The organism is Actinoplanes sp. L3-i22 (assembly GCF_019704555.1).
GTDB lineage: Bacteria > Actinomycetota > Actinomycetes > Mycobacteriales > Micromonosporaceae > Actinoplanes.
In genome coordinates, this window is the sequence record NZ_AP024745.1 from 9,364,148 (window position 1) to 9,389,087 (window position 24,940).

The following is a 24,940-nucleotide window of genomic DNA, read 5'->3' on the forward strand; positions in this document are numbered from 1 at the left end:
CACTGGAAATGTGGATGCTCCCCCGCTCTCCGCCCCGCTGACCGTCAGCTTCGACTACACGCGCTCGCTCGGCCCGGTGCTGGGCCGGTTCATGACCGGCCTGCGCGACCGGCGGATCCTCGGCAGCCGCACCTCGGACGGCCGGGTGCACGTTCCGCCGCTCGAATACGATCCGGTCACCCACGAGCCGGTGACCGACCTGGTCGAGGTGCGGACCACCGGCACCGTGACGAGCTGGACGTGGACCGACCGGCCGCTCGACGGGCAGCCACTGGACCGGCCGTTCGGGTGGGCGCTGATCCGGCTCGACGGGGCCGGTACCGCGCTGCTGCACGCCGTCGACGCCGGCGAGCGCGGCCGGATGCGCACCGGGATGCGGGTCCGGGTCCGCTGGGCCGCCGACCGGACCGGGCACATCCGGGACATCGCCTGCTTCGAGCCCGGCGACTCGGACCCGGCCGAGCCGGCCGGCGACGGTGCGCCGGTCACCGTGATGACCACCCCGATCCGGCTGTCGTACACCCACACCACCTCCGCCGACGAGAGCCGCTACCTGCGCGCCCTCGCCGAGGGGCGACTGCTCGGGCAACGCTGCCCGGTCTGCCGCAAGGTCTACGTGCCGCCCCGGGTCTGCCCCGCCGACGGTGTGCCGACCGAGGAGGAGGTGGCCGTCCGTGACCACGGCACGGTGACCACGTTCTGCGTGGTGAACGTGCCGTTCGCGGGGCAGCGGCGGGAACCGCCGTACGTGGTCGCGCAGATCCTGCTCGACGGCGCCGACATCCCGATCCCGCATCTGATCCTCGGGCTGCCCGCCGACCGGGTGCGGATGGGCATGCGGGTCGCCGCGGTCTGGCGCGACCCGCGGAGCTGGACGACCACACCGGAGAACATCGCGCACTTCCGTCCGACCGGCGAGCCGGACTCGCCGTACGAGTCGTACCGGGAGCACCTGTGAACGAGGTCGCCGTCATCGGATTCGCGCAGGCGCCCTGCCTGTCGTCGGCCGGCACCACGAGCGGCGTCGAAACCCTCGTCCCGGTCTTCCGGGAAGCCCTGGCCGAGGCCCGGCTCGACCGGCGTGAGGTCGACTTCTGGTGCTCCGGGTCGTCGGACTACCTGGCCGGGCGCGCGTTCTCGTTCGTCAACGCGGTCGACGCGATCGGGGCGTGCCCGCCGATCTGCGAATCGCACGTGGAGATGGACGCGGCGTGGGCGTTCTACGAGGCGTACGTGAAGATCCTCGCCGGCGAGGCGGAGACCGCGATGGTGTACGGCTTCGGGAAGTCCTCGGCCGGGCAACTGCGCCGGGTCCTCGCGCTGCAACTGGACCCGTACACGGCCGCACCGCTGTGGCCCGACTCGGTGAGCGTGGCCGCCCTGCAGGCCCGGGTCGCACTGGACGCCGGGATCGTCACCGAGCGCGCGATGGCCGAGGTCGCGGTGCGCAGCCTTGCGGACGCGGCTCGCAACCCGTACGCGCAGATCTCCGGTGTCTTCGATGTTGACGATCTTCTCGCCGGAGCCTACGTGGCCGATCCGCTGCGGGTGCACGACTGCGCCCCGGTCTCGGACGGCGCGGCCGCGCTGGTGCTGGCCTCGGGTGAGCGCGCCCGCCGGCACCCGAGGCGCGCCTGGATCAGCGGGATGGCGCACCGCGTCGACCCGCAAGGGCTCGGCGAACGGGACCTGGCCGCGGTGCCGTCCGCGAGCGCCGCGGCAGCCGCGGCCGGCCTGCCCGGCGATCTCGACGTGGCCGAGCTGCATGCCCCGTTCACCCATCAGGAGCTGCTGTTACGTGCCGCGCTCGGGCTCGGCGACCGGGTCAGGATCAACCCGTCCGGCGGGGCGCTCTGCGGCAACCCGATGTTCTCGGCCGGCCTGGCCCGGATCGGCGCGGCGGCGCGGGAGGTGATGACCGGCCGGGCACGGCGGGCGGCCGGGCACGCCACCAGCGGACCGGCGCTGCAACAGAATCTCGTGTGCGTCCTGGAGGCGAAGTGATGCGAGCGGCCGTGCTCGGAACCGGGCAGACACACCACCGGACACGACGCACCGACGTGTCGATGGCCGGACTGTGCCGCGAGGCGATCGACCGGGCCCTCGCCGACTCCGGCGTCGACTGGCCGCAGATCGACGCGGTGGTCGTCGGCAAGGCGCCCGACCTGTTCGAAGGCGTGATGATGCCCGAACTGTTCCTGGCCGAGGCGCTCGGCGCCGCCGGACGGCCGCTGCTGCGGGTGCACACCGCCGGCTCGGTCGGCGGCGCGACCGCGAACGTGGCGACCACCCTGGTCAAGGCCGGAGTGCACCGCCGCGTGCTGGCCGTCGCGTTCGAGAAGCAGTCCGAGTCGAACGCGATGTGGGCGCTGTCGATCCAGCCGCCGTTCACCGCTCCGATCGGCGCCGGGGCGGGCGGCTACTTCGCGCCGCACATCCGCGCCTACATCCGGCGGTCACACGCGCCGGGGCACATCGGCGCCCTGGTCGCGGTCAAGGATCGGCGCAACGGGGCGCTCAACCCGTACGCCCACCTGCGGCAACCGGACATCACGCTGGAATCGGTGCAGGCCTCGGCGATGTTGTGGGACCCGATCCGGTACGACGAGACCTGCCCCTCCTCCGACGGGGCGTGCGCCATGGTGATCGGCGACCAGGCCGCGGCCGAAGCCAGCGAACGGCCGGTGGCGTGGATCCGGGCGACCGCGATGCGCACCGAGCCGACGTTCTTCGCCGGCAAGGACCACGTCAACCCGCGGGCCGGCGCCGAAGCGGCCCAGGCGCTCTGGGCGGCGGCCGGCATCACCGACCCGCTCGACGAGATCGACGTCGCCGAGATCTACGTGCCGTTCTCCTGGTTCGAGCCGATGTGGCTGGAGAACCTCGGCTTCGCCGACGCCGGGCACGGCTGGAAACTCGTCGAATCGGGCGAGACCCGGATCGGCGGACGGCTGCCGGTCAACCCGTCCGGCGGGGTGCTCTGCTCCAATCCGATCGGCGCCTCCGGCATGCTGCGCTTCGCCGAGGCGGCCATGCAGGTGATGGGCCGCGCCGGCGAGCACCAGGTGGCCGGGGCCCGGACGGCGCTCGGCCACGCCTACGGCGGAGGCTCCCAGTTCTTCTCGATGTGGGTGGTCAGCAGTACCTGACGCCCTCGGTGCGGCTCAGCCGGAATTGACAGTCATCGATAACGTACCGGCAGGTGTTTGAGGCTGTTCAGCCAACCGGATCGCAGGCGCTCGGGCGGGCCGGCCAGGGTGATCCCCGGCATCTGGTCGGCGATCGCGTTGAAGAGCAGGTCGATCTCCAGCCGGGCCAGGTTCGCGCCGAGGCAGAAGTGCGCGCCGCTGCCGCCGAAGCCCAGGTGCGGGTTGGGGCTGCGGGTGATGTCGAACCGTTCCGGGTGGTCGAAGACCTCCTCGTCGAAGTTCGCCGAGCCGTAGAAGAGCGCGACCCGGTCACCCTTGGCGATCCGCTGGCCGCCGAGCTCGGTGTCCCTGGTCGCGGTGCGCTGGAAGACGTTCACCGGGGTGGCCCAGCGGACGATCTCGTCGACCGCCGTGCGCGGCCGGGTCGCCTGGAACGCCGCCCACTGATCGGGGTGTTCGAGCAGTGCCAGCATGCCGTGCGAGATCGCGTTGCGAGTGGTCTCGTTGCCGGCCACAGCCAGCATCAGCACGAAGAAGCCGAATTCGTCGGTGGACAGGTGCTCCCCGCCGATCTCGGCGTGCACCAGCGTGGACACGATGTCGTCACGTGGGCACACCTGACGGTCCTCGGCCATCTTCATGGCGTAGCCGAGCAGCTCCATGGCCGGCTCCAGCGGGTCGGCGGCGCCGTTGTACTCCGGGTCGTCGTAGCCGATCATCGAGTTCGACCAGTCGAAGACGTTGCGCCGGTCCTCCTGCGGCACGCCGAGCAACTCGGCGATCGCCTGCAGGGGCAGCTCGCAGGCGACCTCGGTGACGAAGTCGCCGGCGTCACCCGCGCACGCCTCCCGGACGATCCGCTCGGCGCGGGTGGCCAGTGACGACCGCAGGCTGTTGATCGCCCGCGGGGTGAAGCCGCGGGCGACGATCGCGCGCTGCTGAGTGTGCTGCGGCGGGTCCATGTTGAGCATCACGTAGCGCTGCATGTCGATCCGCTCGCGGGGCATGCCCGCCTGGAACCGGGCGATGGCGGTGTTCTCCCAGCTGGAGAACGTCTCGCTGTCGCGGGACACGGTCATCACGTCGGCGTGCCGGGTCACCGCCCAGTAGCCCTCGTCGTCGAAGCCGGCGCTGCCGCGCGCCTGCGGAATCCATCGCACCGGGGTGGTGCGGCGCATCTCGGCGAACTCCTCGTGCGGGACGCCGTGGACGTAGATCTCCGGGTCGGTGAAGTCGATCACGGCTCCTCCTCGGTAACAGGTTCTACCGATTCAAACATGCCCGAACCCGCTATAGGTACGGCCATTGTGCTTTGATATAGAAACACGTTCTAATTTCTTGGAGGTACGGTGGGTGTCCCGGTGATCGTCGAAGCGGTGCGCACCCCGATCGGCCGCCGCGGTGGCCTGCTCTCCGGCGTGCACCCGGCTGAGCTGCTCGGCGCCGCACAGCGAGCGCTGATCGACCGTGCCGGGCTCGAGGCAGCGCGCGTCGAGCAGACCATCGGCGGCTGCGTCACGCAGGGCGGCGAGCAGTCCGGCAACGTCACCCGGACCGCCTGGCTGCACGCCGGCCTGCCGCACACCACCGGCTGCGCGACCATCGACGCCCAGTGCGGCTCGGCACAGCACGCCGCCCACCTGATCGCCGGGCTGATCGCGGCCGACGCCATCGAGACCGGCATGGCCTGCGGGGTGGAGTCGATGAGCCGGGTCCCGCTGCGGGCCAACCTCGGCGACGCCGGCGTGCCCCGGCCCGACTCGTGGGACCTCGACCTGCCCAACCAGTACGTCGCGGCCGAGCGGATCGCCGACCGGCGCGGCCTGACCCGCGAGGATCTGGACCGGTTCGGGGTTCGCTCGCAGGCCAACGCGGCCCGCGCGTGGCGGGAGGGGCGTTTCGACCGCGAAGTCGTGCCGGTCGTGGGCGTCGACCGCGACCAGGGGCTGCGGGACACCACCATGCCGGGGCTGGCCGGGCTGCGGCCGGTGCTGCCCGGCGGGCGGCACACCGCCGGGACCTCCTCGCAGATCTCCGACGGCGCGGCGGCGGTGCTGATCATGGATGCCGAGCCGGCACGGAGGCTGGGGTTGCGGCCGCGGGCCCGGATCCGGGCGCAGTGCCTCATCGGGGCGGAGCCGCACTACCACCTGGACGGGCCGATCGCGGCCACCGATCGGGTGCTGGCCCGCACCGGGATGAAGATCGAGGACATCGACGTGGTGGAGGTGAACGAGGCGTTCGCCAGCGTGGTGCTGTCCTGGATGAGCGTGCATCAGGCCGATCCGGAGCGGGTCAACGTCAACGGTGGCGCGATCGCGCTCGGTCATCCGGTGGGCAGCACCGGCGCCCGGCTGATCACCACGGCGTTGCACGAGCTGGAGCGGTCGGGTGGGACGACGGCACTGGTCACGATGTGTGCCGGCGGCGCGATGTCCACCGCGACCATCCTCGAGCGGATGTCATGAGGACGGTGGCGCCGGTGGTCCGGGCGCTGACGGCCCCGCCGATGGAAGCGGCCGGGTCGCGCCGACCGCGACCCGGCCACGGTTTCCTCACCAGGAGATACCGGAAGCCCAGTTCAGCAGTTCGGTGCGGGCGGTGGTGAGTGTCGCGGCCGGGATGGCGGCGGCATCGGAGGTGTTGACGATCAGGGCGACGTGCACGCTGCCGGACGTGGCGCCGGAAGCGGTCAGCAGGAGACGCTGGGCGGTGGCGGCGCCGGTCTCGGTCGTGGCGGCGACGGCGCCGGTGGACGGAACCCCGGAGACGGCGCCGAGATCGCTGATCACGGTGGTGCGGGCCGGGCCGAACGAGCCGGGAAGGTGCAGCTCGGTCGGCGCGGTGACGGCGGTGTCCCGCCAGACCAGGACGCCGTACTGACGGGAGGCGACCAGGGAGGCGATGGTGGTGAGCCGGGCGGGAACCGTCAGCCAGGACTTCTGGGCGCCGGAGCCGGCGAAGCCGTCGCGGGCCAGGTCCTCGTAGGCGAAGGCCAGGGTGTGGCCGGCCACCGCGGAGGGGTAGAGGCGGTCGAGGACGCGGCGATCGAGGCGCAGGGCACCGCCGGCGATCACCGAGTGATCCTCGCCGTTCCAGGCGTCCCCGGTGGTCTGGACCTTGCCGGGGTTGCCGTTCATCGGCTCGGAGTGGCGGCCGCTGTAGACGTCCCAGTGCCACTGCGTTCCGGAGAGGACCACGCCGGAGGTCGCCGCGCTGTTCCAGAAGGCCGCTCCGGAGAGCCGGGAGTCCAGGCCCTGGTACATGGCACGGACCATCCACGGCGTACGGGAGTTGCTCATGGCATTGCCGAACTCGGACACGAAGCCCGTGGTGCCGAGGCTGACCGCGCGGTCGCGGATGCGGTTCATGGCCGAGGAGTAGGTGCCGTCCCCGGCCGCGGTCGGGTCGATGGTGATCCGAGCGCCGTCGTAGTAGTGGCTGTTGAAGACGTACCGGCTGCCCAGCGCCGGGATCGTGGTGAGGCCGCCGGCCTCGCCGAACGTGGTGTTCCAGAAGACCAGCGGCTCGGCGTAGAGCGGGAGCGCGGACCACCCCGCGCTGTCCATCGTGGCGCGGAACCGCTGGTAGAAGGGCAGCAGGTAGCTCTGCTCCCAGGTGGTGCCGGCCGCGCCGTCGAGGCCGCCGTCGAACGGCTCGTTGAACGGGTCGACGCCGAGCATCATGCCCTTGGGCAGCGCGTCGCCGAGGTAGGTCAGCGCCGCGGCCGCCTGGGTGAGGTAGGCGTCCTGCACCCCGTAGGTGTTGTGCCAGAAGTCGTACGCGGCTTTCCGGACGGCGTTGTTGGTCAGCATGTTCTGACCCCAGAGCACGCAGATCCCGCACGACTCGGCCGGATAGCTCCCCTTGTCGATCACCCACTTCGGCGCGCCGTCGCCGGTGTACCAGCTGCCGGTGTTGAAGAGGTAGGACGCGTAGAGGTCCTGGTGGTAGTCGAGCAGCACGTGGATGCCGCGGTCGGTGAACTGCTTGATCTGCGCGGCCGCCCGGCCGAGGTAGGCGGTGTCGATCGTGTTCGCGGCCGGCTGGACGCCTTCCCAGCTGATCAGGAACCGGATCGCGTTGGCGCCGGTCTGCTCGCGCATCGCGGCGGCCGAGGCGGCCGCGTCGGCGGTGCTCCGGAACGGCAGCAGGCCGCTCTCGTGGAGTTTGGTGCTGCCGGAGACGTTGAAACCACGGAAGGTGAGCTCGCGGCCGTACGCGTCGGTGAACCCGTTGTCGGCGGCGAGCGCGGGCTGCGGCACGGCGACCGCGAACCCCAGGAGCATCAGCACAAGCAACCATCGCGCGTGCACCATGTATCGAAGTTAATGAATTTTTAAGGTTTGGCAAAGGACCCGAATTCGCAGGACCCGGCGCGGAGCGTGACGAACGGCGCCGTGCCGGTCATGGGTGCTGGCTGCTGACCGAGATCACCTCGCCGGTGAGGTAGGACGCGTAGTCGCTGGCCAGGAACGCCACCACGGTCGCCACCTCCCACGGCTGCGCGGCGCGGCCGAACGCCTCGCGCGCGGCGAGCCCGGCCAGCTCCGGCTCACTCATCACCTTGCTCAGGAAGGGGTGCGTGGCGAGGCTGGGCGCCACCGCGTTGACCCGGATGCCGTGCGCGGCCACGTCGAGCGCGGCGCACCGGGTGAACGCCATCACCCCCGCCTTCGCCGCCGCGTAGTGCGCCTGCCCCGCCTGCGCGCGCCAGCCGAGCACGGAGGCGTTGTTGATCACCGTGCCCCCGCCGCCCTGCGCGATCATCTGCCGCAGCGCGGCCCGGGTGCAGCGGAAAGTGCCGGTCAGGGTGACGTCGACGACCTGTGCCCACTCGTCGTCGGTCATCTCGCTGACCGCTCTCGCACCGCCCAGCCCGGCATTGTTGATCATGACGTCCAGCCGCCCGAACCTCCCGGCCGCGCCGCTCACCAGCGTCCGCACGGCGCCGTCGTCGGTCACGTCACAAGGCAGGGTCCAAACCATCTGCGCGTACGTCTTCGTCAGGCGCTCGTGCGCCTCGGCCAATCGCCGCTCGTGACGGTCGCTGAGCACCACACGGGCCCCCTCGGCGAGACAGCGCTCGGCGATCGCGGCGCCGATCCCCGTCCCGGCGGCCGCGGTCACCACCACGACCTTGCCGGTCAGCAGGTCGTGCCCGCCCGGCATCATCGGCGGTCCTGGCGGGGCAGGCCGAGGACCCGCTCGGCGAGGATGCCGCGCTGGATCTCGCTGGAGCCCCCGTAGATCGTGTCGGCCCGGCTGAACAGGAACAGCCGCCGCCAGCGGTCGACCTCCCCGTCCCCGTCCACGACCGACGCCACCCCGGCCGGGCCGAGGACGGTCATGGCGAGCTCGCCGAGCCCCTGCCGCCAGCGCGACCAGAGCAGCTTGATGACCGTGGCGGTGCCCGTCGCGGGCGGCGCCGACAGCAGCCGCAGGGTGTGCGCCCGCAGCACCGTCAGGTCGATCCACGCCCTGGTCAGCCGCTCGCGCACGCCCGGGTCGGCGCTCGCGCCGGTGCGCCGGGCCAGCGCGACGAGATCGTCCAGGTCGCGCTGGAAGCCGACCTGCTGACCGACGGTGGCCGCGCCGCGCTCGAACCCGAGCGTCGCCATCGCCACCCGCCAGCCCTGGCCGGGCTCGCCGACGACCAGGTCCCGCTCGGTGCGGGCACCGTCGAAGAAGACCTCGTTGAACTCGCTGTCGCCGGTGAGCTGGCGGATCGGGCGGACCGTGACACCGCTCTGGCGCATCGGCACCAGCAGGTAGGACAGGCCGGCATGCCGGGACGCGCCCGCCGGGACCGGGGCGGTGCGGGCCAGCACGAAGCACCAGTCGGCCACGTGCGCCAGCGACGTCCACACCTTCTGCCCGGTGAGCACCCAGCAGTCGCCGTCGAGCTCGGCGCGGGTGGCGACGGCGGCCAGGTCGGAGCCGGCGCCGGGCTCGGAGTAGCCCTGGCACCACAGCTCGGTGGCCGCGGCGATGCCGGGCAGGAACCGCTCCCGCTGCCGGGCGGTGCCGTGCTCCATGAGGGTCGGGCCGACCATCGTGACGCCGATGTGGTCGACCCGGCCGGGGGCGCCGGCCCTGGCGAACTCCTCGTGGAAGATGACCTGGCGCTCCAGGGAGGCACCCCGCCCGCCGTGCTCGACCGGCCAGGCCAGGGTGCTCCACCCGGCCGCGGCCAGCCGGCGGGTGAAGGCGAGACGTTTCTCGAAGGCCTCGCTCTCCCGCCCGGCGCCACCCGCGCCGCGCAGGTCGTCGGTCACGTTCGCGGCGAGCCAGTCCCGGATCTCGCGCCTGAACTCCTGGTCGTCCTCCACTGGTCTGCCTCCCGCTCCGCGCGTACGCTCACCCTACCAAGCACTTGCTTGGGTGACCATGTCCGGCAGAGTGACCATGGCCGTCAGGAGGTGCGGTGACCTCGACGATCCCGGCAGCCCTGGCCCGCGCTGCCGCGTGCTTCGGCCCCCGATACGAACACCTGCTCGCCGAGGCGCGGCGGGTGGCCCGGGCGCTGATCGCCGGCGGGCTGCGACCCGGTGACCGGCTCGCGCTGTGGGCGCCCAACTCGGCGGAGTGGGTGCAGACCGCGCTCGGAGTCGCCTGGGCCGGCGGCACGCTGGTGCCGGTCAACACCCGGTTCACCGCCGTCGAGGCGCTCGACATCATCGAGCGCAGCCACGCCCGCGGCCTGGTCGTCGTCGGCCCGTTCCGCGGCGCCGACCGCCTGGCCGGCCTGCGCGCGACCGGCGCCACGCTCCCCGGCCTGATCGTGTCGATCCCCGGCGGGTGGGCCGATTTCCTGGCCTCGGGGGACGCGGTGCCGGCGAGCGAGGCCGACGCCCGCGCGGAGGCGGTCACGCCGGACGACGTCGCCGACATCCTGTTCACCTCGGGCACGACCGGGCGCAGCAAGGGTGTGATGAGCGCGCACCGGCAGTCGCTGGCCGTCGCCGAGGCCTGGGCCGGGATCGCCGGGCTCGGTCCCGGCGACCGCTATCTGGTGGTCAACCCGTTCTTCAACAGCTTCGGCCTCAAGGCCGGCATCCTGGCCTGCCTGGTCAGCGGGGCCGCGATCGTGCCGGAGCCGGTGTTCGACGTGTCGCGCACCATGAAGGTGATCGGCGACCAGCGGATCACCGTGCTGCCCGGGCCGCCCACCCTCTACACCAGCCTGATGGACCATCCCGAGGCCGGCCGGCACGACCTGTCCAGCCTGCGCCTGGCGGTGACCGGAGCCGCGGTCGTGCCGCCCGCGCTGGTCGAGCGGATGCGCAAGGAGCTGGGCGCCGAGGTGCTCACCGCGTACGGGTTGACCGAGGCGGTGGTGGCCACCATGTGCCGGCCCGGCGACGACGCCCGGACCGTGGCCGAGACCTGCGGGCGGGCCGCGGCCGGCTTCGAGGTCCGGATCGCCGGCCTGGACCACGAGGTGCTGCTGCGCGGGCCGAACACGATGCTCGGTTACCTCGACGACCCGCGGGCCACCGCCGGGGCGATCGACGCCGAGGGCTGGCTGCACACCGGCGACGTCGGCCGGCTCGACGAGCGTGGCTACCTGACCATCACCGACCGGCTCAAGGACATGTACATCTGCGGCGGCTTCAACGTCTACCCGGCCGAGGTGGAGCGCACCCTGGCCCGGCTGCCACAGGTCGCCGAGTCCGCCGTGATCGGGGTGCCGGATCAGCGGCTCGGCGAGGTCGGCAGGGCGTACGTGGTGTGCCGCCCCGGCCAGTCGCTCACCGCGCCCGAGGTGATCGACTTCTGCCGGGGACGTCTCGCCGGCTACAAGGTGCCGCGAGGTGTCGTGCTGCGGGACGAGCTGCCGCACAACGCCTCGGGCAAAGTCCTCAAATACCTGCTGCGCGCGGAGGCGGGCGATGACTGACGAGGTGCTCTACGAACGCCGGGGCGTGGTCGCGGTCGTGACGATGAACCGGCCGCGCTACCGCAACGCGCAGAACAGCGCGATGACGTACGCGCTGGACTCCGCCTTCGCCCGTGCCGTCGACGACCGTGAGGTGCGGGTGATCGTGCTGGCCGGAGCGGGTGAGCACTTCTCGGCCGGCCACGACATCGGCACCCCGGAACGGGACGCGGACACGTCGTTCCCGCGCCGGGCCGCGCTCTGGTGGGACCACACCGACCGCGACGGAGCCGATCGGCGTTACGCCCGCGAGACGGAGGTCTACCTGAGCATGTGCCGGCGGTGGCGGGAGATCCCGAAACCGGCCGTCGCCATGGTGCAGGGCGCGTGCATCGCCGGCGGCATGATGCTGGCCTGGGTGTGCGACCTGATCGTCGCGTCCGAGGACGCGTTCTTCGCCGATCCGGTGCTGCGGATGGGCATCCCCGGGGTGGAGTATTTCGCGCATCCGTGGGCGCTCGGGCCGCGCTTCGCCCGGGAGGTGCTGTTCACCGGCGACCGCTTCACGGCCCAGCGGGCGTACGAGATAGGCATGGTCCACCGCGTGGTCCCGCGCGCCGAGTTGGCGGCGGCGGTGACCGCGCTCGCCGAGCGGGTCGCGACGATGCCGCCGTTCGGCCTGGCACTGGCGAAACGCGCGCTGAACCAGTGCGAGGACCTGATGGGCATGCGCGCCGGGATGGACGCGACCTTCGGCCTGCACCACCTCGCCCACGCCCACAACGCCGAGGCCACCGGCGACCCCCTGGCCGGTCTGGATCCGAAGGCCATGAAGCGGTGAACCTCGACCTCCCGCCCGCCGCGCGAGTGTTCCGTGACGAGGTACGCGACTGGCTCGCCGCGAACGTCCCCGGCGGGCCGCTGCCGGGCCTGGACACCCCGGCCGGCGACGAGGCGCACCGGGCCTGGGAGCGCACGCTCGCCGGCGCCGGGCTGGCCGTGGTCTCCTGGCCACGGCGCTTCGGTGGCCGGGAGGTCCCGGCCCTGCAGGCGTTGCTGTTCGAGGAGGAGTACCACGCCGCCGGCGCACCCGCCCGGATCGGCCAGAACGGCCTGTTCCTACTGGCCCCGACCCTCTTCGCGCACGGCACCCCGGCGCAGCGTGAACGGATCCTGCCGCCGATGGCCCGCGGCGAGCAGGTGTGGGCGCAGGCCTGGTCGGAGCCGGAGGCGGGCAGCGACCTGGCCGCGATCCGGTCCCGCGCGACGCGCGCCGACGGCGGCTGGCGGCTGTCCGGGCAGAAGACGTGGAGCTCGCGCGCGGCGATCGCCGACCGGGCGTTCGGCCTGTTCCGCAGCGACCCGTCGGCCGGGCGGCACCGGGGCCTGACCTACCTGATGTTCGACCTGCGCGCGCCCGGCGTGACCGTGCGGCCGATCCGGCAGCTCGGCGGGGAGGCCGGCTTCGCCGAGATCTTCCTGGACGACGTGTTCGTGCCGGACGAGGACGTGCTCGGCACGCCCGGTGACGGCTGGCGGGTGGCGATGAGCACCGCCGGGCACGAGCGTGGGGTGGGTCTGCGCAGCCCCGGCCGGTTCACGGCGGCGGCCCGGCGGCTGGTCGCCCGGTGGCAGGAGAGCGAGGACCCGGCGCTGCGGGACCGGGTGGCGGACGCGTGGATCGGCGCCCAGGCGTACCGGATGCACGCCTTCGCCGGGGCGCCCTGCTCCCCCAGCATCACCAAGCTGTTCTGGTCCGAGCTGGACGTGGCCCTGCACGAGACCGCCCTGGACCTGCTCGGGCCGCACGCCGAGACCGACCGCGCGTGGGCCGGCGGCTATCTGTTCGCGCTGGCCGGGCCGATCTACGCGGGCACGAACGAGATCCAGCGCGGCATCGTCGCCACCCGGGTGCTGGGGCTCCCCCGATGATGCTCGTCCCGTCGCCCGAACAGGCCGGCTTCGCCGCCACGCTGCACGATCTGCTGTCGGCGACCGCGGACGACTCGCCACGCCCCGACCGGCGCCTCTGGTCACGGCTGGCCGAGATCGGAGTCACCGCGCTCGCCGTGCCCGCTGCCTGGGGCGGTCTCGACGCCGAGCCGGCCGACCTGGTCGTCGCCGCCGAGGAGCTCGGCCACCATGCGGTGCCCGGTCCGCTCGCCGAGACCCTCGCCGCCGTGCCCACCCTGCTGGCCGCCATGGACGAACCGGATCGATGGCTGCCCGGGCTGGCCGGCGGGACGATCGTGGGGACCCTCGCGGCACCGCCGTGGCTGCCCTACGCCGTGGACGCGGACGTCGCCGACGTGGTGCTGCTCGCCGATCGGGGCCGGGCCGGCCACGCCCGTACCGGCGCGGCTCTGGAGTCTTTGGACAGCAGCCGGCGGCTGTTCGAGGTGTCGCCCGCCGGGCCGCCGCGGATCTGCCCTGCGATCGGGCGAGCCCTGGATCTCGGCGCCCTGGTCTGCGCCGCACAACTGCTCGGGGCCGGGCGGGCACTGTTGGAGATGGCCGTGGCGCACGCCCGCACCCGGGTCCAGTTCGGCGGGCCGATCGGGCGGTTCCAGGCCGTGCGACATCGCCTTGCCGATGTCGCCGTGGGCCTGGAGCTCGCCCGGCCGCTGCTCTACACGGCCGCGGTGACCGTCACCGCCCGGGACGTCTCCGCCGCGAAGGTGGCCTGCGGCGACGCCGCGAACCGGGCCGCCCGGGCGGCGCTGCAGGTGCACGGCGCGATCGGCTACACCCGGGAGCACGGTCTCGGGCGCCGGCTGACGAAGGTACGGGCGCTGAGCCTGTCCTGGGGCACCCCGGCCGACCACCGGGCACGACTGATGGCGGAGCTCGCCAAGGGGGACGCGTGGAACTGACCGCCGACCATCGTGCGCTACGCGACTCGGTACGAGGCCTGGTCGCGGCCCGGCCCGAGCCGTTGTGGCCGCGGTTGTGCAAGGAGATCGGGGTGGCCGGCCTCGCCACCGACGCCACCCTCCTGGAGTGCCAGGTGGTGCTCGCCGAGCTGGCCCGGCAGCTCACCCCGTCACCGATGCTGGGCAGCGCGGTGCTGGCCACCCAGGCGCTGCTGCGGGTCGGCGCGACCGGCCTGCTGCCGTCGCTGAGCGCCGGGGATCGCGTCGCCGCCCTGGTCCTGCACGGCGATCGGGTGCTGGACGCCGCGTCGGCCGACGTCCTGCTGAGGGCCGACGGGGACGACCTGTTCGAGGTCACCGGCTTCACCGTGCGGCCGTGCGACCTGCTCGACCCGACCCGGCCGCTGGCCGTGGTGAGCCACTCCGGCGCTCCGGCCCGGCGACTGGGCAGCGCGCCCGGCCTGTCGGCCTGGCTTCGCGATCTGGCCTGCGTGGCGTTGAGCGCCGAGCAGGTGGGGGCGGCGTCGCGCGCCTTCGAGTTGACCCACTCCTATGTGCGGCAGCGGGTTCAGTTCGGGCGGCCGATCGGGTCGTTCCAGGTGATCCAGCATCGGCTGGCCGAGGCGTACCTCCGCCTGGAAACCGCGACCACCGCGTCCTGGACCGCCGCCGAGGCCCTGGTGGCGGACTCGCCCGACGCTCCGGCGCTGGCCGCGATGGCCAAGGTGCACTGCTCGGAGGCGTTGCAGGCGATCGTGGGCGAGATGGTGCAGATGCACGGCGGCATAGCGATCACGTGGGAGCACGACGCCCACCGCTACCTGCGCCGCGCCTACGCCGACGCGCAGCTCTTCGGCGCCCCGGCCGACCACCTCAACCGTCTCGCCGCGACCCTGCTGCCCACATGAGCGAGCTTGCGAGCGAATCGCGACCGCCCACAGCCCGGCGAACACCAGCAGGAACACCGCGCCCGCGAAGATCGGATACGAATCCAGGAAGCCGCTCACCGCGCGCGCCGGGGGATGCGTGAGATCGCGGCGGCACGCGCCGAGGCCCTGTCCACGGTCTGGCTGCGCAGCATCTACGGCACCGCGTAGCGCGCCCCGGGCCGATCGCTACCGCGGATGCGGCAGGGCGCCCTGTCGCTGCTCGGCGATCACGTGCACCCCGACGACCTCGGCGTCGGGCAGCAGATCTGCCAGAGCCGCGGACACGGCCCGTTCCGCCTGGAAGGCCGCACGCACGGTCGGCGTCTCGACGGTGAGCCGCACCTCGACGCGGTGGTCATCCGGGCTGCTGACCGTGGCGGCCACGACGTCGAGCCGCTCGACGATCTCGCGGACGACGTCGTCGGTGACGATCAATGACGTGGTCAGCTCGACCTGGACGCTCCACGTTCCGAGCGGCATGCGGCAACACCTTTCCTCGCGTCCTCGCGGACACGCGACAATGGACGATTCCGGTCGCCGATCCTTCCAGACACCGCCCGGCGACGTGGTCGCCAGCCCACCAGCGGTCGCCCATCGGACGATTCGGGCGCGCCGGTAGGCTTCTCGCCGAAACGGACGCCGGCCCGGTGCGCGGGCCTGCCGTCAGGTTACGGAAGCAGGAGGCAGTCGGGTGGCATTCGCCGGTTCGCACATTCTCAGTGTCGACCAGTTCGAGCTGGAGGACATTGAACGCCTGTTCGACGTCGCGGACCTGATGCTGCCGTACGCACGGCGCGAACGGACCACCCGGGTGCTGGAGGGCGCGGTGCTCGGCAACCTGTTCTTCGAGCCGAGCACGAGGTCGCGGCTGAGCTTCGGGGCGGCCTTCAACCGGCTGGGCGGTTACGTACGGGAGACCACCGGTTTCGCGTTCTCCTCGATGGCCAAGGGCGAGTCGATCTACGACACCAGCCGCGTGGTCGCCGGCTACATGGACATTCTCGTGGTCCGGCACCCGGACGAGGGGGCGGTGCAGGAGTTCGCCGCCGCCACCCACGTGCCGGTGATCAACGGTGGGGACGGGCCGGGCGAGCACCCGACCCAGGCGCTGCTCGACCTCTACACGCTCTGCCGCGAGCTCGGGTTGCGGCCCGGCGGTCTCGGCGGCATGCACATCGCCGTCGTCGGCGACCTCAAGTACGGGCGGACCGTGCACAGCCTCACCAAGCTGCTGGCCCTGGAGGAGCGCCTCACGTTCAACTGCGTGGCGCCGGCCGAGCTGCAACTGCCGGACTCGCTGGTGCGCCACCTGCGCGCACGGGGGCACGAGGTGATCCTGACCGAGGACCTCGCCGAGGGCATCAGCGACGTCGACGTCGTCTACGCGACCCGGGTGCAGGAGGAGCGGTTCCCGGAGGGCATCGACGTCAGTGCCCGCAAGGAGCAGTTCCGGATCGACGCCGAGCTGTACGACAAGGTGTGCCGCCCGGGCACGGTGCTGATGCACCCGCTGCCCCGCGACAGCCGGGGTGGCACGAGCGAGCTCGCGGACAGCCTCAACACCCGCGGTGAGCTCGCCATCTTCCGGCAGACGGACAACGGGATCCCGGTCCGGATGGCGCTGTTCGCGCTGGTGCTGGACGTGGCCGACCAGGTCACCGCGACCGACCGGGCGGCCACCTGGTTCACCCCGCGGCGGTTCGGGGTCCTGGACACGCGCGACATCCTGTCCTGAGGTCGTTCCGGATCACCGCCCGTGACGCCGGGGCGGTGATCCGGAACGCTACCCGTTCAGTAACTGATGCAGGCCGAATGGATCCTGGTGTAGAAGTCCCAGGTCTCCGGGGAGCACTCGGCCGGGCCGAACTGCGAGGCCTTGGCGCCGACGTGGGGCATGTGCGGGTACGCGCCGACCGTGGCCCGGTTGACGTGGAACATGCCGGCTTCGATCCGTTCGAAGGCCACGAGAGCGGATCTGAGGTCCCGGGTGTGCACCGCGGCCGACATGCCGTACTCGACCGCGTTGACGATGTCGACGGCCTGGTCCGGGCCGTCGCACTCGATGACGCTCAGGACCGGGCCGAAGATCTCCTCCTGGGCGATGGCGGTGTACGGTTCGACGTCCGCCAGGACTGTCGGCTGGAAGTAGTGACCGGGCCGGTCGGCCGACGCCCGCTGTCCGCCGGCCACGAGCCTGGCGCCGTCCGCCACCGCCCGGTGGACGGCCCGCTCACAGACGTCCAGTCGCGGCGCCGACACCACCGGCCCGACGTCGGCGGTGTCGTCGAGACCGTAACCGACCCGTAGGCGTGCGACACGCGCCGCGACCGCCTCGACGAACTCCGGTGCCACCGCGCGGTCGACGACCACCCGGCTCGTCGCGGAACAGCGCTGTCCCGCCTGTCCGAACGCGCCGGCCACCACCGCGTCCGCGGCCCGTTCGAGGTCCGCGTCGGCGAGCACGATTGCCGCGTTCTTGCCGCCGAGCTCCAGTTGGGTGGCGGCCATCCGGCCCCCGGCGGCACCGGCGATCAACCGTCCCACCGGCACCGATCCGGTGAACGAGATCCCGGCCACCGCGGGGTGGCCGACCAGCGCCTCACCGGCCACGCGGTCGCCCTGGACCAGGTTGAGCGCGCCCGGCGTGACCCCCGCCTCGACCAGGACGTCGGCGAGCAGGGCGGCTGTCAGCGGAGCGAGCGGCGACGGTTTGAGGACGACGGTGCACCCGGACAGCAGGGCCGGCGCCACCTTCCACGCCGGGATGGCCAGCGGGAAGTTCCACGGCGTGATCAGCCCCACGACGCCGATCGGCCGGCGCACCGTGATCGCCAGGGTGTCGTCGTCGTCGGCCGGCAGCGTCGAACCACCGAGACGGCGGCCCTCGCCCGCGATGTAGTCGATCAGTTCGATCGTCCGGGCGACCTCCGAGCGGGCCTCGCGCAACAACTTGCCCTGTTCACGGGTGATCGATCGGGCGAAGTCCTCGGCGCGGACCCGGATCAGGTCCGCGGCGCGCCGCAGGACGGCCCCGCGCTTCACCGGGCCGAGCGCCTGCCACCCGGCCCGGGCCTTGCCCGCGGCGTCGACAGCGGCGTCGACGTCGGCGGGTGACGAGTCCGGGAAGAATCCGATCTCGTCACCGGTGTCGCCCGGGTTGGCGTTGAGGATCCTGGCATCCGTCGTCGCCGGCCGCCAGGATCCGGCGATGAGATTGCCCTCGAGGCGATCGTCGTGGGGCATCGCGGTTACTTCGCCAGCCGCTCGGCGGCCAGCTTCTCGAAGCGGCTCTGCTGCTCCAGCATGGCGTGCATGCCCTGCAGGTGGAAGACCTTCTTCAGCGGCGCGATCTGGTCCTCGACGTGGAAGGTCGTGCCGTCCTTGTAGATCTGGGCGAGCACGTCCTCCATCGCGGCGATCGAGCCCCGCACCGCGTGGTTGGCGTAGATCACCGCGCCGAAGCCGGCCGCCTCCAGCTCGGTGGCCGTGACGCTGTTGTAGGTCGTCGGCACGACGATCAGCGGCAGCGGGCCGGCGTACCGGCGACGGAACTCGTAGACCTCGTCCGGCGTCGACTTCTTCGAGTGGATCAGCAGGGCGTCGGCGCCGGCCTTCGTGTAGGCGTCCGCCCGCAGCAGCGCCTCCTCCATCCCGGCGCCGGCGATCAGGGCCTCGATCCGGGCGACGACGGTGAACGAGGGGTCGCGCCGCACCTGGGTGGCCGCGTAGATCTTGGTGACGAAGTCGTCGAGCGGCGCCAGGTCCTGGTTGCCCTCGATGAAGCTGTTCAGCTTCGGGTACTGCTTGTCCTCGATGCAGATGCCCGCGATGCCGTTGTTCTCGTACTGACGGATCATGTCGATGACGTTGTTGACGCTGCCGAACCCGGAGTCGCAGTCGGCGAGCACCGGGATGTCGACGGCGCCGGCGATCTGCGAGGCCGCCGACAGGGCCTGCGTCATGGTGAGGATGTTGGCGTCCGGCACGGCTGCCTGCGCCGAGATCTCCAGACCGCTGGCCCAGATGGCCTCGAACCCGGTGCTCTCCACGAGTTTCGCGCTCAGGGCGCTGTGCGCCCCCGCCAAACGCAGGATGGGGGAATCGCGCAGCATGTCGGCCAGGCGGGTGGTCTTGGTCATGATGGTTCTCCTGCTTCGATCAGGCTGAGGGGACGCGGTCGAGGAAGTCCTGGGTGCGGGAGACGATCTCCTGCGGGGTGTGGCGCACCCGTTTGCCGATGCCGCCGGTGCGTGGCGCGACCACCGCGTGGATCAGCATCGGCAGTTCGGCGAAGTCGAGGCCGGCCAGATCGGCGTCGTCACGTACGGTCACCGCGGTGCGGTAGCCGGTGGCCGTGGCCACCGCGGTCAGGTCACGCGGGAGCATGGTGCGCTGTCCGCCGGTGCTCTGGTGCATGCCGTTGTCCAACACGACGTGCACGACGCTCGCCTGGGTCTCCTGCGCGAGGGTCAGGCAGCCGAGGTTCATCGTCAGCGACCCGTCCCCGTCGATCGCCACCACGGTGTGGCCGGGCCGGGCGGCGGCGATGCCGTAGGCGATCGGGGCGGCCATTCCCATCGACCCGAGGAGGTAGAAGTTGCCCGGGTCGTCAGCGCAGTTGTACAGCTCACGGCTGGGGTAGCCGTTCGTGCAGACCACCACCGCGTCCGGCAGCGCCGCGCGCAGGTGGGTCATGACGGCTTCGGAGGTCAGCACGGTTCAGACTCCTTCGCGGATGACGAGCACGCCGGTGCGCCCGGTCGCGGTGATGTTCTTCAGCACGCGGTCGACGCAGCCCGCCGGATCCACGCCTTCGAAGACCTCGTACGGCAGGCCGAACAGATCGAGCAGGCGCGGCAGTTCCGCACCGATCACGTCGTGCTCGACCGCGTCGTCGGCGCCGGGGCATCCGCGCCAGCTCACCACCAGCAGCAGCGGGACGTCGTAGATCGCGTTGAAGGAGGTGAGGACGTTCAGGGAGTAGCCGAGACCGGAGTTCTGCATCAGCACGACGGGCGTGCCGCCGCCCACGACGATGCCGGACGCGAGTCCGAGAGCGGAGTCCTCCCGGGGCGCCGGGATGTACCGGATGCCATGAGCGGCCGGGTCGGCGCTCTCCAGGAGCTTGAAGAGGTTCTTGAGGTAGGAGCAGGGAACGCCGGTGGCGTGGGTGACTCCGTGGCCGGCGAATGCGGCAAGGAGATCCCGCGCGTGCTGGTCGCTCGCGGTAGAAGACATGGTTTCGTCCTGACTGGAGACGGCTGATGCCGTCGATCGACGATCGGGTGGCTGAGCGGCGTGTCACGGCGGCGCGCGAGCCGGCGGCGGCTGCCCGCCCGCGGGAGGGTCCGGGGTCATCGGGACGACGCGGCCCCGGCCGTCGAGGCCGCGAGGAAGCGTTCCCGGAAGGCGTCCAGTTCGGTACGGCGCATCGCGTCGAAGACGTGCTCGCCGAGGATCGTTCCCAGGCGTTCCTGCGCGGCGGTGATGTTGCGCCGGGGCACGCCGTGCGCGATCGGCACCGTGAAGTTCTGGTCCTGGAGCCAGGTCGCCGCCCCGTAGGCCGCCATCGCGTCCGACGGGATCACCACCAGGGCGCGCGCCGTCGCGGTGAGCGCCGGGTCGTGCAGCAGCGCCGGGATCCCGGCGCCCCAGAGGTCGCCGCCGAGCTCGGCGACGACGATCTCCGCGCCGTCGCCGGCCAGGCGGTCGACCAGGTGACGCGCCACCCCGGTGACCAGCTCGTCCGGGTGGCCGTAGGTGGTCGGGAGCCCGCCGTCGACGAAGTCCAGCGCGACGGAGGCGCCGGCGTCGGCGAGCGTCAGCAGGTCACGCAGACGTCCCGTGCCGGCCAGTTTGGTCACGCCGACGCGCAGCCCGCAGACGCCCGACAGATAGTTGACCAGGTTCGCCGCGAACGTGGTCTTGCCGACCTCGGCGGCGGTGCCGCCCACCAGGATGATCGGCACCCGCGCCGCCGCCTCCGAGCGGATCGGCTGGGCGCGCAGCTGCTGCCCGTCGGCGCCGTACGCCAGGCCGAGCAGACGGACCCGGGTCGGCTGTCCCATGCCGGCCGGGGTGGACGCGGCGACGCCGATGATCCCGCCGACCGCCAGCAGGTCGGCCTCGGCGCCGTCGCCGGTGTCCAGCCCATCGGCGGGAACTGTTCCGTAGATCGAGGTGGTGGTGAACCGGTTGCCGAGGACGCCCAGGATCCGGGTCCCGGGCCGCAGACGCACCTCGCGGGCGTCAGTCGTCTCCAGGGCGGGGTAGGCGCCCACCCGCAGGACCTCGGCCACCACCAGGTCGCCGGCCCGGCCCGTGCCGGACCGGACGGTGAGGTCGTCGAGTGGCTGCCTCGTCGCGCGGCAGCAGCTGGCGTGCAGAGTCCCGGTGTGACGGCCGGGTCCCTGCCTGGACAAGGGGTAGTCAGACATCGTGTTCCTCGTCAGTCAGGATCTTGGTAGGCCGGCGCGGCGGCTGCCGGTCGGCGAGCTCAGGAGAATCGGACCCCGCCCACCGCGTCGGTGATCCGGTCGAAGTCGGCCCTGCTGCCGGCGTCGAAGTAGACGTAATGGCTGCAGTCGCAGCTGTGCGCGGCAGCGGATCCGGCCCGCATGTTCCCGGCCTCCAGACGCACGACGCCCGGCAGCGCGGCGACCTCGTCCGGGCCGTACGCGGAGTCCTGCCGGATCATCAGCACGCCGGCCCATCGGCCCGGGGGCACGCCGCCGGTGGGCGCCGGCCGGTCGATGCCGACCTGGGCGGCGACGAAGTGTTCCCAGAGGTCCACCCCGGTCACCGAGCCGATCGACGTCGCCACCCCGCCGCCGGCCGGGCGCAGGGCCACCTCGCCGAAGATCATGTTTCCGGCGGCGTCGACGAACAGCTCCAGGTGGAAGACGCCGTCGCGTACAGGCAGGGCGTCGAACGCCTGGCGCACCACGACGTCCGCGGCGGCGGCGAGCGGGTCGTCCGGCGCCAGGTGCAGGCTGCCGCGGGAACCGGTGGCCTCGATCACCGGCCGGTCGTACGCCGACACGCAGGACCAGACGACCCGGCCGGCGCGCAGCACGCCGTCGCAGTGCAGCTCCCGGCGGACCGCGACGACCTCCTCGACCAGCCACATCGAGTGCTCCTGTCGCATCCGCCGCACCGCGGCCGCGGCGTCCAGCAGCTCGACGCCGCGAGCGGACGACGACAGGGTGGGTTTGACGACGACCCGGCCGGGCAGCTCGGCCCGGCCCGCGGCGACGGTGCTGGACGACCAGCCGCGGGCCGCGGGCACCCGGCCCCGCACCACCTGCTTCATCCGCCACTTGTCGGTGACCGGCAGGATCTCCTCGAATCCCGGGCCGGGCAGGCCGAAGCTGCTGCGGATGAAGGCCGCCTTGAGCATGTTGCTCTCGGAGGTCGCCACGACGTGGGTGAAGTCCTCCCGCTGCATGGCCGCGGCGACCTCGCGCAGCAGGTCCGGCCCCGAGCCGGGCGCGGCGTCCACCGCGTCGACGGTGCGGAAGTCGCACGAGTCCGCGAACGCCGGGGCCACCTGACGGAAGCGCCGCTTGGCCCCGTCGAGCACCAGCACCCGGCGACGATCGTCACGAGACATGGCTGGACTCCGCGTTCTCGCGGACCATCGCGGTGAGCCGCCGGCGCAACTCGTCCCGGTCGGGGTGAGTCAGGATGGCGTACCCGACCTGCTCGTACGGCACCCCCGGCGACGGTTCGGCGCGCATCGCCAGATCCACCACGTCGTAGTGCTCCCGGTAGTAGTCGGCCCCGCGCTCGCCGGTGCGGTCCTGACGCAACAGCACGTAACCCGTCGGGATGCCGGTCGCGGCCGGATCCGGCACCGGCGGGGTCTCCCCCAGGGCGAAGGCGACCGCGGCCTCGTACAGGTCGATGCCGTACGCGTGCCGGGTGCACTCCGGCACCCGGCCCCCGGGAAGGCGCAGGGCGCACTCGCCGAAGACCAGCTCGCCGGTTCCGGGACGCCGGAAACCCTCCAGGTGGAACACGGTGGGCGCGGCGCCGAGCGTGCTCAGCACCGTGTCCGCGAGCTTCTCCGCGGCGGCGGCGTACTCCGACTCGCCGGCCGTACCGATCAGCATCTCGCTGAGCGGGGTGCCGGAGTAGGCGGAGATCGGGGGCGCCAGGTACACGCCGGTGTTGCTCCAGGTGACCCGCGTGCCGTCCCACAGGCCGTCGACGTGGAACTCCTCGCCGTCGACGAACGATTCGGCCACGAACTGGTCGTCACCGTGCTCGCCGGCCTCCCGGAGGTAGCCGCGGAGGGCCGCCGCCGTGCCGACCACCGCGGTGCGGTGCGAGCCGTGCCCGTTCGAGGGTTTGACGACGAAGGGAGCGCCCAGCCGCGCGGCCAGGTCGCCGAAGTCGGCCTCCCTGGTCAGCCGTTCACAACGGGCTGTCGGGACGACCCCGCTCAGCGCGCGTTTCTGCAGATACTTGTCCCGGAACCGGAGCGTGGCCGCGACATCGCGACTCCCGACCGGCACGTCGAGCGCCGACCGGACCAGGGCTGCCGTGAACACGCCCTGCTCATGCCCGGTGACGACACCGGACACCGGCACGGCGCCGGTCATCAGCGCCCGGAGCACCTCCTGCCCGTCCTCCAGGTCACGGACCACCCGGAAGGGTTCGGGCAGCCCGGGTTTGACCTTCTCCACCAGGTAGTACGTCGGTTGGCCACGGCGGGCGAGCGCTTCCGCCATTCCGGCCCGGTAACCGAGCACGACGATCGACACGTCAATTCCTTTCATCGAGGTCGGGCGGGGGTCGCGCTATCCGCCGAAGCCCGGCGCCACCACGCCGATCTGGGCACGGTTCGCCACGACCCGTCGCGCGACCGGGCCGAGCACCGCCGCCGCGAGCATCAGCACCGCGACCAGGACCGCGAGCCCGATCCCGAGCGAGGCGGACATCAACGCGACCAGCCAGGGGGCGAGCATCCGGGCCGCGCCCAGACCCAGCGCGTTGGTGGCCTGGTACTGCCCCTGCCGGCCGTGCGGAGCGAATCCCATCTGCAGCTCCCACTGCCCCGCGACACCGCGCATCTCGCCGGTGACGTGCACCAAGGTGCCCGCGATCGCCGCGGCCACCAGCCACGGTCCGCCCAGACCCGCGCCGGCTGCCAGAATCGCCAGGCCGGCCGTGGCGACCGCCGCTCCGACGCGGGCGGCCCGCACACTGGACACCCAGTCGGTGATCCCCCGGGTCGCGAAGGTCTGCAGGCCGGCGACGGCCGCGGTGTTCAGGGCCAGGCAGAGCCCGATGATCCAGGACGGACCGCCGTACCGGCTGACCAGCAGAACCGGCAACATCAGCTCGAAGACCGGCAGGAACAGGCTCAGGGTCCCGTTGACGGCGACGAAGCCGAGGTACCGCCGGTCCGCGCCGGGCCGCCGGGCGACCCGCTTCACGGCGGGGGCCGACGACTCGTCGAGGGTCCGGGCCAGGACCGCGCACGCCGCGTACGAGGCGGCGTTGAGCAGCACCGCGGCCGCGAATCCGCGCTGCGGCATCACCGCCAGCAGGCCGGCGCCGATCGCCGCGCCCAGCCCGTACCCGAGATTGGACACCGACCGGATCCGGGCCTTGACGCGCGGTCCGTCCCGCCCGGTGGCGAGGGTCGGCACCAGCGCGTTGCGGGCGACGTTGCACGCCCGGTCGAACAGGACGAGCAGGACGTAGCAGATTCCGGCGGCGACCGGGCTCCGGACCAGCGTCAGGATCCCGGCCATCAGGAACGCGGCGAGGCAGCCGGCCCGGAGCATGCGGCCCAGGCCGACCCGGTCGGCCAGCACGCCCAGCGGGACGAGGCTGACCAGACCGACTCCCGCGGCCAGGCTCAGCAGGGTGTTCGCGGTGTTCTGCCGCAGGCCCAGGAACGACACGAGGAACAGGACCAGCACGCCGGCGAAGGCGCCGCTGCCCACCTGGTTGATCAGCGAGATGGCGACCAGCCGCCGGACGCCGGGGATGAGCCCTGGTGGCGCGGGGTGCGGAGGGGCCTTCCCCACCCCGCCGTCCGCCTCGATCACCACACCGGGCCCGCAGGCCGGACGAGCGGGCCGCGGGGGCATG

The 24,940-nt window shown here is 72.5% G+C and carries 23 protein-coding genes; 10 read left to right on the forward strand and 13 right to left on the reverse strand.

Annotation, left to right across the window (positions count from 1 at the left end):
• Positions 1 to 10 precede the first annotated feature (10 nt).
• Genes L3i22_RS41715 through L3i22_RS41725 form a run of 3 tightly spaced genes read left to right on the forward strand, consistent with a single transcriptional unit; the run spans position 11 to position 3,149 of the window.
• Positions 11 to 958: a Zn-ribbon domain-containing OB-fold protein gene (locus tag L3i22_RS41715; RefSeq protein ID WP_221322951.1), complete on the forward strand. Its 948-nt coding sequence runs from the start codon at positions 11 to 13 to the stop codon at positions 956 to 958.
• Positions 955 to 2,004: a thiolase domain-containing protein gene (locus L3i22_RS41720; RefSeq protein ID WP_221322952.1), complete on the forward strand. Its 1,050-nt coding sequence runs from the start codon at positions 955 to 957 to the stop codon at positions 2,002 to 2,004. Before L3i22_RS41715 ends, L3i22_RS41720 begins: the two co-directional genes overlap by 4 nt.
• Positions 2,001 to 3,149, forward strand: coding sequence for a thiolase domain-containing protein (locus tag L3i22_RS41725; RefSeq protein ID WP_221322953.1), 1,149 nt, complete (start codon positions 2,001 to 2,003; stop codon positions 3,147 to 3,149). The genes L3i22_RS41720 and L3i22_RS41725 overlap by 4 nt, the downstream gene beginning before the upstream one ends.
• 32 nt (positions 3,150 to 3,181) lie before the next feature.
• Here L3i22_RS41725 and L3i22_RS41730 read toward each other — a convergent pair whose 3' ends face one another.
• A complete protein-coding gene (locus L3i22_RS41730; RefSeq protein WP_255657568.1) occupies positions 3,182 to 4,390 on the reverse strand; it encodes a cytochrome P450 in 1,209 nt (402 codons plus the stop codon).
• A gap of 108 nt (positions 4,391 to 4,498) precedes the next feature.
• Here L3i22_RS41730 and L3i22_RS41735 point away from each other — a divergent pair, with 108 nt between their 5' ends.
• The gene (locus L3i22_RS41735; protein ID WP_221322954.1) at positions 4,499 to 5,617 is read left to right on the forward strand and encodes a steroid 3-ketoacyl-CoA thiolase; all 1,119 of its coding nucleotides are present in this window, start codon (positions 4,499 to 4,501) and stop codon (positions 5,615 to 5,617) included.
• An 87-nt stretch (positions 5,618 to 5,704) separates the two neighbouring features.
• On the opposite strand, the gene L3i22_RS41740 is transcribed toward L3i22_RS41735, so the two are convergent.
• The 3 genes from L3i22_RS41740 to L3i22_RS41750 form a co-directional block, all read right to left on the reverse strand.
• On the reverse strand, positions 5,705 to 7,468 hold the full coding sequence (locus L3i22_RS41740) for a cellulase family glycosylhydrolase (RefSeq protein ID WP_221322955.1): 1,764 nt from the start codon (positions 7,466 to 7,468) through the stop codon (positions 5,705 to 5,707).
• Positions 7,469 to 7,556: 88 nt separating this feature from the next.
• Positions 7,557 to 8,324 (reverse strand): SDR family oxidoreductase, encoded by a 768-nt coding sequence (locus tag L3i22_RS41745; RefSeq protein ID WP_221322956.1) that lies wholly within the window; start codon positions 8,322 to 8,324, stop codon positions 7,557 to 7,559.
• On the reverse strand, positions 8,321 to 9,481 hold the full coding sequence (locus L3i22_RS41750) for an acyl-CoA dehydrogenase family protein (RefSeq protein WP_221322957.1): 1,161 nt from the start codon (positions 9,479 to 9,481) through the stop codon (positions 8,321 to 8,323). Before L3i22_RS41750 ends, L3i22_RS41745 begins: the two co-directional genes overlap by 4 nt.
• Positions 9,482 to 9,576: 95 nt before the next feature.
• Here L3i22_RS41750 and L3i22_RS41755 point away from each other — a divergent pair, with 95 nt between their 5' ends.
• Genes L3i22_RS41755 through L3i22_RS41775 form a run of 5 tightly spaced genes read left to right on the forward strand, consistent with a single transcriptional unit; the run spans position 9,577 to position 14,812 of the window.
• Positions 9,577 to 11,052, forward strand: a complete 1,476-nt coding sequence (locus tag L3i22_RS41755) for a FadD3 family acyl-CoA ligase (RefSeq protein WP_221322958.1) — start codon at positions 9,577 to 9,579, stop codon at positions 11,050 to 11,052.
• The gene (locus L3i22_RS41760; RefSeq protein WP_221322959.1) at positions 11,045 to 11,872 is read left to right on the forward strand and encodes an enoyl-CoA hydratase; all 828 of its coding nucleotides are present in this window, start codon (positions 11,045 to 11,047) and stop codon (positions 11,870 to 11,872) included. Before L3i22_RS41755 ends, L3i22_RS41760 begins: the two co-directional genes overlap by 8 nt.
• Positions 11,869 to 12,963: an acyl-CoA dehydrogenase family protein gene (locus L3i22_RS41765; RefSeq protein WP_221322960.1), complete on the forward strand. Its 1,095-nt coding sequence runs from the start codon at positions 11,869 to 11,871 to the stop codon at positions 12,961 to 12,963. Before L3i22_RS41760 ends, L3i22_RS41765 begins: the two co-directional genes overlap by 4 nt.
• The gene (locus L3i22_RS41770; RefSeq protein WP_221322961.1) at positions 12,960 to 13,904 is read left to right on the forward strand and encodes an acyl-CoA dehydrogenase family protein; all 945 of its coding nucleotides are present in this window, start codon (positions 12,960 to 12,962) and stop codon (positions 13,902 to 13,904) included. The genes L3i22_RS41765 and L3i22_RS41770 overlap by 4 nt, the downstream gene beginning before the upstream one ends.
• Positions 13,901 to 14,812: an acyl-CoA dehydrogenase family protein gene (locus L3i22_RS41775; protein WP_221330410.1), complete on the forward strand. Its 912-nt coding sequence runs from the start codon at positions 13,901 to 13,903 to the stop codon at positions 14,810 to 14,812. Before L3i22_RS41770 ends, L3i22_RS41775 begins: the two co-directional genes overlap by 4 nt.
• Before the next feature lie 207 nt (positions 14,813 to 15,019).
• On the opposite strand, the gene L3i22_RS41780 is transcribed toward L3i22_RS41775, so the two are convergent.
• Positions 15,020 to 15,313, reverse strand: a complete 294-nt coding sequence (locus tag L3i22_RS41780) for a hypothetical protein (RefSeq protein ID WP_221322962.1) — start codon at positions 15,311 to 15,313, stop codon at positions 15,020 to 15,022.
• A 211-nt stretch (positions 15,314 to 15,524) separates the two neighbouring features.
• Between L3i22_RS41780 and pyrB the strand changes: the two genes are divergently transcribed.
• Positions 15,525 to 16,568, forward strand: a complete 1,044-nt coding sequence (pyrB, locus tag L3i22_RS41785; RefSeq protein WP_221322963.1) for an aspartate carbamoyltransferase — start codon at positions 15,525 to 15,527, stop codon at positions 16,566 to 16,568.
• A 56-nt stretch (positions 16,569 to 16,624) separates the two neighbouring features.
• Here the strand turns inward: pyrB and L3i22_RS41790 are convergent, their stop codons facing one another.
• From L3i22_RS41790 to L3i22_RS41825, 8 genes are all read right to left on the reverse strand, one after another.
• A complete protein-coding gene (locus L3i22_RS41790; RefSeq protein WP_221322964.1) occupies positions 16,625 to 18,076 on the reverse strand; it encodes an aldehyde dehydrogenase in 1,452 nt (483 codons plus the stop codon).
• Between the two features lie 5 nt (positions 18,077 to 18,081).
• Positions 18,082 to 18,972 carry an isocitrate lyase/phosphoenolpyruvate mutase family protein gene (locus L3i22_RS41795; RefSeq protein ID WP_221322965.1) on the reverse strand — a complete coding sequence of 297 codons (891 nt, stop codon included), beginning with the start codon at positions 18,970 to 18,972 and terminating at the stop codon, positions 18,082 to 18,084.
• 19 nt (positions 18,973 to 18,991) lie between these two features.
• A complete protein-coding gene (locus tag L3i22_RS41800; RefSeq protein ID WP_221322966.1) occupies positions 18,992 to 19,549 on the reverse strand; it encodes a thiamine pyrophosphate-dependent enzyme in 558 nt (185 codons plus the stop codon).
• Between the two features lie 3 nt (positions 19,550 to 19,552).
• Positions 19,553 to 20,071, reverse strand: coding sequence for a thiamine pyrophosphate-binding protein (locus L3i22_RS41805; protein ID WP_221322967.1), 519 nt, complete (start codon positions 20,069 to 20,071; stop codon positions 19,553 to 19,555).
• 116 nt (positions 20,072 to 20,187) lie between these two features.
• Entirely contained in the window at positions 20,188 to 21,270 is a 1,083-nt protein-coding gene (locus L3i22_RS41810) for a hypothetical protein (RefSeq protein WP_221322968.1), read from the reverse strand.
• Between the two features lie 59 nt (positions 21,271 to 21,329).
• Complete coding sequence (locus tag L3i22_RS41815; protein ID WP_221322969.1) at positions 21,330 to 22,445, reverse strand: acetyl-CoA carboxylase biotin carboxylase subunit family protein; 1,116 nt, start codon at positions 22,443 to 22,445, stop codon at positions 21,330 to 21,332.
• Complete coding sequence (locus L3i22_RS41820) at positions 22,435 to 23,601, reverse strand: acetyl-CoA carboxylase biotin carboxylase subunit family protein (protein ID WP_221322970.1); 1,167 nt, start codon at positions 23,599 to 23,601, stop codon at positions 22,435 to 22,437. Before L3i22_RS41820 ends, L3i22_RS41815 begins: the two co-directional genes overlap by 11 nt.
• Positions 23,602 to 23,637: 36 nt before the next feature.
• Entirely contained in the window at positions 23,638 to 24,939 is a 1,302-nt protein-coding gene (locus tag L3i22_RS41825; RefSeq protein WP_221322971.1) for an MFS transporter, read from the reverse strand.
• Between the last annotated feature and the right edge of the window lies 1 nt (position 24,940).

Bases quoted from the DNA above. Each gene is read 5' to 3' on its own strand.
- L3i22_RS41790 (WP_221322964.1), bottom strand. From the start codon at position 18,076: ATGCCCCACGACGATCGCCTCGAGGGCAATCTCATCGCCGGATCCTGG.
- L3i22_RS41805 (WP_221322967.1), bottom strand. From the start codon at position 20,071: ATGTCTTCTACCGCGAGCGACCAGCACGCGCGGGATCTCCTTGCCGCA.
- L3i22_RS41740 (WP_221322955.1), bottom strand. From the start codon at position 7,468: ATGGTGCACGCGCGATGGTTGCTTGTGCTGATGCTCCTGGGGTTCGCG.
- L3i22_RS41780 (WP_221322962.1), bottom strand. From the start codon at position 15,313: ATGCCGCTCGGAACGTGGAGCGTCCAGGTCGAGCTGACCACGTCATTG.
- L3i22_RS41760 (WP_221322959.1), top strand. From the start codon at position 11,045: ATGACTGACGAGGTGCTCTACGAACGCCGGGGCGTGGTCGCGGTCGTG.
- L3i22_RS41770 (WP_221322961.1), top strand. From the start codon at position 12,960: ATGATGCTCGTCCCGTCGCCCGAACAGGCCGGCTTCGCCGCCACGCTG.
- L3i22_RS41745 (WP_221322956.1), bottom strand. From the start codon at position 8,324: ATGATGCCGGGCGGGCACGACCTGCTGACCGGCAAGGTCGTGGTGGTG.
- L3i22_RS41815 (WP_221322969.1), bottom strand. From the start codon at position 22,445: ATGTCTCGTGACGATCGTCGCCGGGTGCTGGTGCTCGACGGGGCCAAG.
- L3i22_RS41795 (WP_221322965.1), bottom strand. From the start codon at position 18,972: ATGACCAAGACCACCCGCCTGGCCGACATGCTGCGCGATTCCCCCATC.
- L3i22_RS41825 (WP_221322971.1), bottom strand. From the start codon at position 24,939: ATGCCCCCGCGGCCCGCTCGTCCGGCCTGCGGGCCCGGTGTGGTGATC.
- L3i22_RS41810 (WP_221322968.1), bottom strand. From the start codon at position 21,270: ATGTCTGACTACCCCTTGTCCAGGCAGGGACCCGGCCGTCACACCGGG.